This window comes from uncultured Litoreibacter sp., from assembly GCF_947501785.1.
In the GTDB taxonomy this organism is placed as follows: Bacteria; Pseudomonadota; Alphaproteobacteria; order Rhodobacterales; family Rhodobacteraceae; genus Litoreibacter.
Genome location: NZ_CANMXB010000001.1, coordinates 874,690 through 887,300, shown reverse-complemented (window position 1 = coordinate 887,300; position 12,611 = coordinate 874,690). Strand labels below are relative to the sequence as shown.

12 protein-coding genes are annotated in these 12,611 nt (G+C 62.1%); 1 reads left to right on the top strand and 11 read right to left on the bottom strand.

Features of this window, described 5'->3' with window-relative positions; translation table 11 throughout:
* Positions 1 to 2: 2 nt before the first annotated feature.
* The 11 genes from Q0899_RS04445 to Q0899_RS04395 form a co-directional block, all read right to left on the bottom strand.
* The gene (locus tag Q0899_RS04445; protein ID WP_299191207.1) at positions 3 to 632 is read right to left on the bottom strand and encodes a hypothetical protein; all 630 of its coding nucleotides are present in this window, start codon (positions 630 to 632) and stop codon (positions 3 to 5) included.
* The gene (locus Q0899_RS04440) at positions 622 to 831 is read right to left on the bottom strand and encodes a hypothetical protein (protein WP_299191206.1); all 210 of its coding nucleotides are present in this window, start codon (positions 829 to 831) and stop codon (positions 622 to 624) included. The genes Q0899_RS04445 and Q0899_RS04440 overlap by 11 nt, the downstream gene beginning before the upstream one ends.
* Positions 828 to 2,201, bottom strand: a complete 1,374-nt coding sequence (locus Q0899_RS04435) for an ATP-binding protein (RefSeq protein WP_299191205.1) — start codon at positions 2,199 to 2,201, stop codon at positions 828 to 830. The genes Q0899_RS04440 and Q0899_RS04435 overlap by 4 nt, the downstream gene beginning before the upstream one ends.
* Positions 2,201 to 3,202, bottom strand: a complete 1,002-nt coding sequence (locus tag Q0899_RS04430; RefSeq protein WP_299191204.1) for a Pvc16 family protein — start codon at positions 3,200 to 3,202, stop codon at positions 2,201 to 2,203. Before Q0899_RS04430 ends, Q0899_RS04435 begins: the two co-directional genes overlap by 1 nt.
* 3 nt (positions 3,203 to 3,205) lie before the next feature.
* Positions 3,206 to 4,210, bottom strand: a complete 1,005-nt coding sequence (locus Q0899_RS04425) for a hypothetical protein (RefSeq protein ID WP_299191203.1) — start codon at positions 4,208 to 4,210, stop codon at positions 3,206 to 3,208.
* Positions 4,207 to 5,001: a hypothetical protein gene (locus tag Q0899_RS04420; protein ID WP_299191202.1), complete on the bottom strand. Its 795-nt coding sequence runs from the start codon at positions 4,999 to 5,001 to the stop codon at positions 4,207 to 4,209. Before Q0899_RS04420 ends, Q0899_RS04425 begins: the two co-directional genes overlap by 4 nt.
* 5 nt (positions 5,002 to 5,006) lie before the next feature.
* Complete coding sequence (locus tag Q0899_RS04415) at positions 5,007 to 5,519, bottom strand: phage tail protein (RefSeq protein WP_298291121.1); 513 nt, start codon at positions 5,517 to 5,519, stop codon at positions 5,007 to 5,009.
* A gap of 57 nt (positions 5,520 to 5,576) precedes the next feature.
* Complete coding sequence (locus tag Q0899_RS04410) at positions 5,577 to 7,163, bottom strand: phage tail sheath subtilisin-like domain-containing protein (protein ID WP_298291124.1); 1,587 nt, start codon at positions 7,161 to 7,163, stop codon at positions 5,577 to 5,579.
* 480 nt (positions 7,164 to 7,643) lie between these two features.
* Positions 7,644 to 8,609 (bottom strand): glucokinase, encoded by a 966-nt coding sequence (locus Q0899_RS04405; RefSeq protein WP_299191201.1) that lies wholly within the window; start codon positions 8,607 to 8,609, stop codon positions 7,644 to 7,646.
* Between the two features lie 8 nt (positions 8,610 to 8,617).
* Entirely contained in the window at positions 8,618 to 9,931 is a 1,314-nt protein-coding gene (locus tag Q0899_RS04400; protein WP_299191200.1) for a GH1 family beta-glucosidase, read from the bottom strand.
* 3 nt (positions 9,932 to 9,934) lie between these two features.
* A complete protein-coding gene (locus tag Q0899_RS04395) occupies positions 9,935 to 10,966 on the bottom strand; it encodes a LacI family DNA-binding transcriptional regulator (RefSeq protein WP_299191199.1) in 1,032 nt (343 codons plus the stop codon).
* Positions 10,967 to 11,215: 249 nt separating this feature from the next.
* Here Q0899_RS04395 and Q0899_RS04390 point away from each other — a divergent pair, with 249 nt between their 5' ends.
* Positions 11,216 to 12,571 (top strand): ABC transporter substrate-binding protein, encoded by a 1,356-nt coding sequence (locus Q0899_RS04390; RefSeq protein WP_299191198.1) that lies wholly within the window; start codon positions 11,216 to 11,218, stop codon positions 12,569 to 12,571.
* Positions 12,572 to 12,611: the final 40 nt, after the last annotated feature.

Here is a 12,611-nt window from a genome sequence, read left to right as displayed (position 1 = left end):
GCCTATGCCCCCATGCCGCTGACAAGGTTCAACGCAGTGCCCATGGTCTGACGCACTTTGTCGGCCATGAAGAAGGGGTTGGCGCTTTCGATCACCTGGAACGTCAGCCCCATATCGGCGCGGTAGGGCATCAGGTTGGGCAGGTGCAACACCTCCTTCTGGGTGACGCCGGTCAGAAACACCGGCAGCAGCTGCATCCCCCAGGCAAAGATCAGGACCGAGGCGACTTCCTGCCGTTCGAAAGCCCGCGCGCCATGCATGCCGAGGGAGGACAGCACCTTCACGCCGCTGGGGCCTTGCGTCTTGGGTTCCGCCATCGATCGCAGCGTGTCGATTTGCGGCTGTACGCCGAAAGTCTTGGCAATGCCGTCGCCGTCGTTCAGTTCATCCGTGGCGTCCAGCATGATGTCGATGGAGAAGCTTTCGGCCTGCATCTCGACCCCTTGGCTGACGCGGCCCGTCTCAAGGGGAGACACAAAGTCATACCCGCCACGTGACCCCGGCGCGTCGCCGGTTTTGACGGTCACCGTGCGCGACCGCGAAATGTCTTGCGGGTTGAATTTGAACACCAACGCCAACGGCGGCAGGCTCAGCCCGTATTCAAACAGCATGCCGCGTGTTTCAACCGCCATGACGCCCGCCTTTCATGCGACCCGTGACCTGATTGGCCAGCACTGACCCGCGCGGACCGCTTTGTACTGTGATTGGCCCATCGGCGCGCTGTCCCTTGGCCAAAGCCTTGGCGACGGCCTCACCTAATGCGCGCGCATCGTGATGTGCGGTGTGGCGCATATGGGCGGGCAGGGTGAGTGTGAGCCGTTTCAGCCTCATGCGGCCTCCTCCAAAAACTCTGCGAGAAAGCCCACCTCGGACCGGCGCACTTGCCGCGCGTCCTTGGTCAGCTCCGCCCAGACGGCGCGGGCGACATGGGGCAGGTCCAGATCGACGCCTTCGGTCGCGGCCAAGACGGCCGCATAGGTGGCCGCGTTGTGTATGGACCCGCCGGACAGACGCACGGCCTCGCCCAGCAGGTCCAGATCGACGCGTTCAGAGACGGGAGCTCGGGGAGGGAGCAGAACGCGCCACAACGCCGTGCGCGCCTGCGCATCGGGCGTGGGGAAATCAATGACCAACTGGAACCGGCGCAAAAAGGCGCTGTCCACATTGGTGCGCAGGTTGGTCGTCAGAATGACAGGGCCAGCGTGACGTTCAAATCGCGCCAGCATATGGCTGACTTCAAGGTTGGCATAGCGGTCGCGAGCGTCCGACACCTCGCCGCGTTTGCCCAGCAGCCCGTCGGCTTCATCAATCTGCAGCACAGCGCGGCGGCCTTCTAGGCTGTCAAGAAGCGCGTTCAGGTTGGCTTCCGTCTCGCCCACATATTTCGACATGATGCGCCCCAGATCGAGCGAGTAGAGCGCCCAAGGATGCCCGGTGCGCGTTGCAAGCTCGGTGACCAGCACCGAGGCCGCGAAGCTTTTGCCGGTGCCCGACGCGCCCGAGAACAGTGCCAGCGGGCCGTAGCCCTGTTTGCCTCCCCAGTCGCGGGTGACCTTACCGCCGTTTTCCACCCAACCGGCGAAGTCTTTCAGCTGCGCCAATGTCTCATTCGGCAATACCAGCTGATCCCATTGCCCGCGGCGGTCCGACAGGCTGGCTCCGGGTGGGGGGGCCAGTTCCGGGTCACGTCCCAGCATGGTGCGGATCAACGCAGGGCCGGGACGGATCATCTGTTGCGGCGTGTGGCCCTCTACGCGGATCAACCCGCTGGCCACAAGGGTCGACGTTGGGGTGAGAGACGAAAACAGCAGCCCAAGATCCGCGCCGCCATCCAGCATCAACAGCTCCTGGATCAGCGGAAGGCCGGGCCATGGGCTGGCCAGCTGCGGTTGCAGCGACTGAATGCGCGGCCCCAATGCCGGGTTGGCAACAGGGGCCAAAGCCAGGCTCATCAGGTCGACATCCAGCGTCGTCAATTCGCCCTGATGGTCTTCGCTCAGCACGTCGCGCAGCACGGCCCAACTGCCGCCATTGCGCGCGGTCGTGACCAGCGCTGACACTTTGTCGAACCGCTCCGCAAACCCGTCATCAAGGTGGTCGCGGGTCCGCGCGGCCTCCGAGATGCTGAGCATCAGGTGCACCCGCGCCCATTCGCTATCAATGGGGTCGCTCAGGTTGGGGATGTCAAACGGTGCGTTCATCAGGCGGCGACCTCCACAGTCAGGGTGTTGCCGAAAGGCGCTTTTTCATCACCGGAGGCCCGCACCGAAATCACGGCAACGTCGCCCAAAGCCGCATTTGTCAGGGTGATCGCCTTCGTCGGTGCCTCTGCCGTCAGCCGTGCGACGCTCACATCGGCCACTTGCGCGGCCTGCACGTCCTGCGTGCCATCCGCGCGGGTCCAGCTGACGACCACATCGGCGGTTTCGCCAACCTCGCCGGCAATCGAGATGTTGACCGAGGATGTGCCAGCCGAGACGGTCCCAGCTGCCGTCAATTCGTCACCGACACTTAGCATCGAGAAGGGCAGCCACGTGGTGGTCGCGCCCGCTGGCGGAATGCCAATCGGGCTGGGCCCCAGCCCCGGTTCCGCATCGACCGTGACCAGTGGCATCGCCGCGTCGATATCGAGGATCACGCTGCCCACATCCGGCGCGGGTTCGGCATGTTCCAGCGGCTCAATCGGGATCAACGCCAGTTCGAACGCGGCGGAAAGGCGATACGCCAAATCGCCCCCTTGAATGGACCAGATATGGTTCATCTCTTCCATCTCAGGCGCCTGCAACGCGGCCTGCATCTGGTAATAGGTGGTGCGCGGCGGCAGGTTGCCGGCCTCCGCGCTGCCCGGTGTGGCGGGCAGGATCACGGGGATGACGGGGTTCGATTGCAGCACCGACAAGGCATGACCCAGCACCCGCAAGTCGGTGTCTTTCAGGGACGCGTCGGTGCTGTTAGAAAACGCGGTTAACAAAACGTTGGCGCGGACAAACAGCGCCTCGCCAGAGGTTGCGTCGGGGTGAATGCCCGACGGCGTCAACCGATAGCAGAAAATGTTGAGGAGCGCCTTGTCGGCGCCTTTGACCTGCTCATGCGCCGCCTGTGGGCTGTCCACCGTGACCGTGACGTCTTGTGTGAATTTGGACGCCAGAAAATCGGCAAAGCCCTGCACGGCTATCGAGAGGGAGCTTTTGGCAATGGCCATGGCTCAATACCCTCCCAGATAAAGCCGTCGCGCCATGCGCGACATCTCGGCCATCCCGTCGCCGCTGCGGGCGACGCCAGGGGACGCGGGTTCCTGTACCACGACGTCAATCTGGTCGATGACCACCTTGGTGGGCTCGCTGGACGGCGGTGCGGGAACGTCTGTCACCAAACTGTTCGGCAGGCTGTCCCAGCTCATGTCGGCGGGGATAACGGGCTCTGCGCCAAATTCGGCTGGTGTGGCCTCGGACAGGGGTGTTGGCGCGGTTTCAAAGGGTGACACATTGGGTGTCGGGGCATCAACTGCGGCGGTCTGCGCAGTCGGGGCGGTCGGCGACGGTATCACCCCAGACATATCCCGGCGCAGCGTCATCATCGGTGCGACCTCGGCATTTTCGTTGCTGAGCTCCGCCGGTTGTGGGCTGTTTTCGGCCGTCAACTGCTCGCCTTCAGGTGGGGCCATACGCGCCAAGGGCTGCGCCTCGTCCTCTTCCAATCGCGCCAGCGGGGCCGCGACATCCTCTTCTGCCTCGCGCCGCAAGGGAGCCGCGTCTTCCTCCTCCATCCGATGGAGCGGCGCGGCCTCGTCCTTCTCAGTCCGGTGCAGCGGCATGGCCTCTTCTTCTTCCATCCGGCGTAGCGGCGCGGCGGCAGGTTCTTCTTCTTCCATCCGCATCAGGGCAGCGGTGGGTTCTTCCTCCTCCATCCGGCGCATAGGGGCAGCTGCCTCTTCGTCCTCGGCGCGGCGCAGCGGGGCCACATCTTCTTCCTCCGTTCGGCGCAACGGGGCTGCTTCCTCATCTTCCATTCGGTGCAGGGCCGCAGCGGGCTCTTCCTCCTCAGCGCGGCGTAAGGGGGTAGCAATTTCGTCATCCTCCGCCCGGCGCAACGGTGCGGCCTCTTCTTCCTCCATGCGCTGCAGAGGGGCGGGCGCAATCTGGCCTTTGGGTCGCGCCAAGGGCGCGCCGGTTTGGCCCGAACGGGTCAGGAGGCGGTTCAAAATGCTCATCGGCCCCGCGCCTCAGCCGCAATCATCTGGGCGTACCGGCGCCGTCTGGCGCTGGGTAGGGCATGAATGTCGCGCTCCCCCCAGCCGTAGGCGGAGGCGATCAGATGCGTGTCACGGTCCAGCGCGGCGGCGTTGGGGAAGGCAAATTCCAGCGGGTCAATCACGGTCGTGGTCTGTGCGGCGCAGGCGGGGCAGGCGGTGACAATGCTCTCGGAGATGTCGGGCGTCGCCGCATCAAGAGCTGCGTCAATCTCGGCCAGATCATCCTCGGTGAACGCGGCGGCGTCCTCCTCGGCGGACAGTGACAGCCCCGTCAGCGCCGCCAATGACCGCAGCCCGTCCATGCGTTCCGTTCCGGAGAGTTCCAGCTCGGTACGTCCGTTGGGCACCTCGAACCGCTTAGTCCCAAGCGATGTGGCGATGTCGATGACCGGGAATGCCTTTGACGGTTCCCCGCGGGGAACGTCGGCCAGCGATAGTGACAGGTCATAGCTTTCCCCGCAGGTGTCACAAGTCGATTGGAACCACTGGACACCGGGCAGGAACCGCACGGCCGCACGGGTCAGCAACCAGGCACGCGCGCCGGTGGGCAAGCGCTCGATCAAACTTCGTGAGGTCGCCACCCCGCCGATTTGTGCGAATACGGCCTCCAGAACCCCGCTGACCCGGTCGGGCCGGGGCAGGGCGCGTGAAAGGGCCGCGCCAAGCTGGCGTTCCACGTCGCCGGTCAGGGCGCGGGGGACGGAGCTTGGATAGGCCACGGCCAGTGTCATGGGGGCGCGTTCGCTCATCTGACCTAGCTTTCGGCGGGCTCGGCCACGGCCGCGTCGCGGGTGAAGCCTTCAAACGCCACGGTGATCGACTGGATGCCCACGGTGTTCATGTTGTTGGCGTCGAACTCGGGCAGCGCCTGATACTCGGTCACAAAGGCGCGGCGCAGCTGGTAGCTGATTGCGGGCGTGCCTTGCAGGTTCAGCACATTGACCACCAGGTCGCGGCGGAAATTCACCAGGCTCATGCCCGCGTCGCCATCCGCGACATTGTTGACCGAGTTGGCCCATTCCTCGAATGCGGGGTCGTGGCTGAGGCCCTGTTCAAAGGCCACGTTCTCAAACTTGGTGCCGCCGGGGATGGCGCGCTGGTAGCTGGGGTCACCGGCGGAGCGCCAGTTGACGACTTCGGTGGTCTTCTTCAGCGCGCCCATCTTGGACAGGCCTGCAATCACCTTGCCGTCCAGCACCATCTGAAACTTGAAGGTGCGGTAGGGGTCATATCGATGCGCATTTGCGGCAAACATTGGGGCTGGCATGGATCAAATCCTTTTCGAAATAGCTTCTAAAATACGGTGAGGCAGGCCTGCGCGAGGTTACGCGGCCTGTCCGACTTTCTGGCTGATCTGGACGACGACGAATTCGGCCGGTTTCAGCGGCGCAAATCCCACCGCAACCCGCACAATGCCCGCGTCAATGTCGCCTTGCGTCATGGTCGAGCCGAGCCCGCAATTGACGTAATACGCGTCGCTGGCCTTCTCGCCCTGAAATGCGCCAGACCGGTGCAACCCGTCCATGAAATTGCCGACAGAGGCGCGCAATCCGCCCCACAGCTTGTGGTCATTTGGTTCAAAAACAACCGCTTGCAACGCGTTGTAAAGGCTTTCGCCTATCATGTTCTGCGTGCGGCGCACCGAGATGTAGCGGTATTGCGGCTTGGCCTTGGTGGCCACGGTGCGCGCGCCCCAGATGACGGTCGGCCCGGTGATGGCGCGCAGGCAATTGACGCCCCATTCGTTGAGGTTGTCTTGCACCGCGTTGCCGATCAGCCGCTCCGGCCCAAAGGTGCCGCGTACCGAGGCCTCAAGCCCCGCAGGCGCTTTCCAAACGCCACGCGTGCCGTCAATCCGCGCCCACATGCCAGCCGCCACAGCGGCGGGGCCCACAAGGAAGGACTTTGGCACATCAGGCGCAAGCTCGGCGTCGAAATGCGGGTTGGCCAGATGCACGCGCGGGTAGTACAGCGCGGCATAGGGCGAATTGCTGAACACGGCCTCCTTGGCGTCCTTTGGCGTGATGATCGCATCGGCGCCGGGGTCGACCACGACCATGCGGTTTTGCATCTTCTCGGCATGCCCGATGGCTGCCTGATAGATGGTTTTTCCTGCGGTATCAGGCGTCACGTCCGGCAGCAGGAGGATCGACACATCGCGGTAGTCCGTCAGCCGGGCCAATGCGGCTTTATAGTCTGCTGCTTTGGGTGAATTGGTGTCCCCGCCGCCCGCCGTTTCGGCGCTGGAGGCCAGATCGTCAGCCGGTGAATGCGCGGTCGCGCCGAATGACACATTGACGATGTTGGAGGCGCCGTTGATGGCGGATTCCATGTCGTCATGCGCCACTTTGGTCAGGGGCAACCCGCCGAAACTTTCCAGCACGGTGTCCATCTTTTTGGTGCTGCCGTCGCTGTCGAGCGCCCAAGTGCCGATGGTCAGCTGGAACTCTTCGGTGTCCTCATTCATCGATAATTCGCATAACAGTCCGTTGGCCCAGGTGCCCTTGTCCTTTGCGGTCAACGTCATCGAGTTGCTGGCCGTGGCATCGGCGCCGCTGCCGATTTGCAGCCGCGCCGTTGCTGATGATCCGCCGCCGCCGTCGACGGGGACGATATAGGCCTTTGTGCCGCCATTGGCGAAGTAGCTGTTCACGGCCAATCCGGTCAGGTCGGGCACCTGATCGCTGCCGCTCATCAACAATTTGACACCGCCCGCGCTGCCATCAGCCGGGCCGAATTGCGAGACGTATTGCGCCACCGACGAGATGAAGGTGGGTTCGCCGCCATCCTTGTTGACGCGCGTGCCGCGTCGGACGTGACCGATGATGGCTGTCACTGATGTCGAGGCAGCCTCGATCGACAATGCGTTGCTGGGGACGTGTTCAATATAGACGCCGGGGTGTTGGTACATGGCTCATGCGCTCCGCTCTCAGGTGGGGCCGGAAGCCCGCACGACTGCGGTCCCCGACTGAATCGAGCGACACTTAGGTTCCCCCACAAGATCCCCACATGCCGACGGATTGATGCGCGATCGGCCCGAAAATTGAGCGCAGTGCATCGGACGCCGGAAGGCGCCGTCGGTGGTGGTTCATGTCCGTTGCGGAACTCTCGGGGCCTACACTGCCAAAATGCAGGATCATAGCAGGCCGAAGAGCGGCAAAAACAACTTCTAGATCAAATGGACGGCGCAAATGCCGCCAGTGCATTTACTGTGGTTGATTCTAGCGCGTCAAATCAAGGGGGGTATTTGGAGTTTGTTAATCTTTGGCTTTAACCGTTCAATATCATAGTATTACGGGGCGCTGTAAATGTCGCATTCCCGTTGCGTCGGCGTTATCGCGCTGCAAAGGGGGACTCGCTGCGATCCTATTCTAGCTGAGTCGTTTGGGGCTCAGCGCCCCTCCAAATAGGTCGCGCAGCCGGTCAAAGCGGCGAAATCGTCTTCGATCACGTGGACCGCAAAATTCTGCATAAATCCGGCAAATCTGCCCTTGTCGCGGAACGCTTCCAAAAATCCCAGATCGGAAAAATGCGCCGCAAAGGCGCGCGCAACGCCGCCGGCGAAGTAGATTCCGCCAAAGGGCAGCTGGATCAGGGACAGGTTTCCCGACACTGTACCCAGCATCCTGACAAACATCTGCGCGGCATCGCGGGCAATTGCATCCGATCCGTCTTCGTAGCCCATCATGATGTCTGCAGCGGATTTTTCGACCGCCGTACCGCGCGTTTCGGACAGCCATAGATAGACCCGCTCAAAGCCGCGCCCTGACAGCATGTCTTCCACAGCCGGGAAGCCGTGCGAGGTCTCAAAGTGGCGGATCAGCGCCAATTCGTCCTCGGCGCGGACCGGCAAGTTGGCGTGTCCAGCCTCTGCGGCGGGGACAAATCGCCCACCGGGCGTCTCGTAAACAGGGGCGATGTTAAACCCGGTACCGACACCGATCACCAGCTTCGCAGCATCCGGCTCAGCTGCAGGCCCGTCCACAAGCGTCCGTACCGAGCCACTTGGCAAATGCCCGATCGCATGACCCTGCGCCTGCAGATCGTTCAGCAGGGCAACTTTCTCGGCCCGCGTGGCGCGGGCCAATGTCGCGTCGTCAATCTCCCAATCAAGATTGGTCATGCTGCCGCGCCCGCCTTTGACGGGGCCTGCCAGGGCCACGCAGGCTCCCTTGCAATCCACGCCGTCTTCCTCGGCGATGAAGGCCTGCAGTACGGTTTCCAGGCCGGGGTAATCGGAGTTGCGGTATTTGCGGACCGTGTCTTTGAGCAGAACGGTTCCCTCTGCCAGGGCGACGCGGGTATTGGTGCCGCCGATATCGGCAACCAGAGTGTATGTGTTTGAAGCGCGCGTCATGTTGGTCCTTATGCCGCTAAGGCGCGGCTTAGGGCGTGATAAGATGCTTTGGGCGTGCGCTCAAGCGTGTCGAAGTCCACATGGACCAGCCCGAAGCGTTTTTCGTAGCCCAAGGCCCATTCGTAATTGTCCAGAAGCGACCAGAAGGTGTAGCCCGCCAGCGGCACGCCGTCTGCAATCGCAAGTTTCGCGGCGGCGACATGGCTGTCGAGATACGCGATGCGTTCCACATCATCCCGGCCAAGCCGGTCGGCGTTGGACATCCCGTTTTCTGTGACAAACAGCGGCAGGTCGCCGGTGTAATGCTCATGCACCCACGTCAGGAAGTAATGCAGACCTTCGGGGTAAATCTCCCACCCCATCTGCGTCTTGGGCAAGGGGCCGTCCAGATAGTCATGCGACGGCCAGGCGCCGGCGTTGGGACCGATCACCTTTCGGGTGTAGTAGTTCAGCCCCAGCCAATCCAGCGGTTGGCCGATCAGCGCCATGTCATCTTGCCAGCCCTTGGGCATATGCGGCTCAAGCCCCTCCAACACGTCCGAAGGGTAGGCACCCTTGAACAAACCGCCCAGGAAGAACCGGTTGTAATAGCCGTCATAGGTCCGCGCGGCCTTGATGGCCTCCGGCGTGTCATCCACCGGCTGCGAGAACTCAAAATTGCACACGGCCCCAAGGTTGCCGAGCCCCAAGGCCCGCATCGCCTGAATGGCGCGGGCATGGCCGGTCAATACGTGGTGCATCGCATGCGCTGTCGCGCGGATGTCGCGCAGACCGGGCGCGTGATGGCCCTCAAAATGGCTCAGCCAGCCCACGCACCAAGGCTCATTGATTGGCGCGACCGAAAACATGCGGTCCCCGATCCGCTCCATAATCACCGTCGCGAAATCGGCAAACCAATGGGCGATATCGGGGTTCCGCCAGCCGCCAAGATCAGCAAGTGCCACCGGCAATTCCCAATGATAAAGCGTCGCCTGCGGCTTCAATCCACGCTCCAGCATCGCGTCGACCAGCCGGTCGTAGAAGTCCAAGCCTTCTGCATTCACCGCGCCGCGCCCCTCCGGCATCACCCGCGCCCAGGAGGTGGAGAAACGGTAGGCATCCAGCCCCATGGCCGCAGCAAGATCGAGGTCTTCTTCAAAGCGGTGATAGTGGTCGCAGGCAATTTGCCCATGCTCGGCCCGCACCACGTTGCCCGGCGTCGCGGCGAATGTGTCCCAATGCGTCTTGCCCGCGCCGCCAAACCCGTGCCCCTCTATCTGGTAGGACGAGGTGGCGGCGGAAAACAGAAACCCTTCTGGGAAGTCAGAACGCTTAAACTCCATGTCTCAGGCTTTCTTGGGGGCGGGGCCGGTGGATCGGCCGACAACCAGTTCGGCTTCCCACAATTCAGAGAGCGGCTCGGCCTGTGGCGATTGGATCGAGGCGATCAACAATTCGGCGCACCGCCGTCCCGCGTCTCGGACCGACGACCTTGTGGCCGTGAAAATCGGCTCGCCCGCGCCGTTGGGCATGTAAGAAATTGCGTCGTCGAAGCAGATGATTGACACGTCTTTTCCAACAGTTAGTCCGCGTTCTTCAATTGCGCGGCGCACGCCCAGCGCAGGCACGATGGAGGACGCGATGAACGCTGTAGGTGCATCTTCCAGCTCTAGCAGCTCTGCCGTTGCTTGATGGCCGTAAGGTTCGGTCATCTCTGCCGACCGCATGATGGCGGGGTCCGGCGCAATGCCGCGGTCGCGCAGCGCTGCCTCGTACCCGTCGCGTCGGCGCTGCGCAAAGTCCATGCGTTCGAGGCCGTTGATCAACCCGATGCGGGTATGGCCGAGGTCCAGCAGAAATTCCGTGGCCCGTGCAAAGGCGCGTTTATTGTTTACATCCAAATGGTTGTAGTTCGTTGTTACATCTGATGACCGGCCATGCACGAAGAACGGGATCTTCAAGTCCTGCAGCAGCGCGATACGCGGATCGTCACGCGTCGGCCCGTGCACAATCACCCCGTCAACCGATCCTTTTCGGGCCAATTCGGAATAGGCGCCGATTTCGTTCTCGTCATTCACCACCGACAGCAGCATGTCGTAGCCGTTCTTGGCGTAGACCTCACCTGCGCCAGCGATGAAGTCGCTGAACACGACGTTTACCATTTCATGCTGGGTGGAGAAGGGGATCACGTGGCCGATTTGCATGGACCGACCGGTGGCCAGCGATTTGGCCCGCTGATTTGGCTTGTAATTATGCTGGTCGGCAAAATCCTGAATGCGTTTGCGGGTGGCTTCATTCACCTCCGGATAGCCGTTCAGCGCGCGGCTGACCGTCGTTTGGGACAGGCCCAACTGTTCCGAGAGTTCGCGAAGGTTCATCCGAATTATTGCCCAAAGCGCTTTGAAAGGTTGGCCATAGTCGTAGAGCGGAATCTGCACATGGTCAAAGCCCCAAATTCAGAAAATGCGAATTTTTCTGCGATAACCATAGAAAATGGGACGTTTCAATTGACAGGGCGTCGCCGCTGGGTCACCTTCTCGCCATCCAAAGCGCTTTGGAAATGATTCCCCAAGGTGCGACAGATGACATGACGGCACTAAATTCCGTGCCACCAATGGGAGGAAATCATGACAAAACAATTCTTTACAGGCATGGCCGCAGTCGCGCTGATGAGTACCACTGCTCTGGCCGACGGGCATCTGCCATTCGCGCCGGGCGAGGGTGCGTTCAGCTGGGACAGCTACACCGCCTTTGCAGACAGCAACGACTTCGCTGGCCAGATAGTTGAAATCACCGGCCCATGGACCGGCAATGAGAAAGAGAAATTCGATAAAGTTGTGGCCTACTTCACCGAAGCAACCGGTGCTGCGGTCAACTATTCCGGCTCCGACAGCTTCGAGCAAGACATCGTGGTCTCCACCCGTGCGGGCTCCGCGCCGAACCTCGCTGTGTTCCCGCAGCCTGGCCTCGCTGCTGATTTGGCAAGCCAGGGCCTGCTGACCCCGTTGCCTGAAGGCACTGCTGACTGGATCGCGTCGAACTTCGCTGCCGGCCCATCCTGGGTTGATCTTGGCACCTATGCAGACGCAGACGGCAACGACCAGACGTTCGGCATGTTCTACCGCGTCGATCTGAAGTCGCTCGTTTGGTATTCGCCCGAAGCGTTTGACGAGGCGGGCTACGACATTCCAGAGACCATGGAAGACCTGAAAGCGTTGACCGACCAGATCGTGGCAGATGGCGAAACGCCTTGGTGCATCGGTCTGGGGTCGGGTGCGGCCACGGGCTGGCCTGCGACCGACTGGGTCGAGGACATGATGCTGCGCACCAACTCGCCAGCGGATTACGACGCATGGGTCGCCAACGAGATGAAGTTCGATGACCCGAAAGTCGTCGCGGCGATCGAAGAGTTTGGCGCATTTGCCCTGAACAACGACTACGTTGACGGCGGCTCGTCCGCAGTGGCCAACACGGATTTCCGTGACAGCCCGACCGGCCTCTTCTCGATCCCGCCAAAATGCTACATGCACCGTCAGGCTTCCTTCATCCCCGCCTTCTTCCCCGAAGGTACGGTTGTTGGCGAAGATGCGGACTTCTTCTACTTCCCGGCCTATGCCGACAAAGACCTCGGCAAGCCGGTTCTGGGCGCAGGGACGCTGTTTGCGATCACCAGCCCATCAGACGCCACGACCGCGTTTCTTGAGTTTCTGAAGCTGCCCATCGCGCATGAGGCTTGGATGGCCCAAGGCGGCTTCCTGACAGCGCATGCCGGCGTCAATCTGGAAACCTACCAAGACGACAGCCTGCGGGCACAAGGTGGCATTATGCAGAACGCGACCACGTTCCGCTTTGACGCATCCGACCTGATGCCTGCCGAGATCGGCGCGGGCGCGTTCTGGACCGGCATGGTCGATTACACCACCGGCAAATCCGCCGCTGATGTGGCCAAGGCGATCCAGGAACGCTGGGACGCTCTGAACTAAGCGAGCGATGACAAGATCGGCCTCGGCAACACCTGCCGGG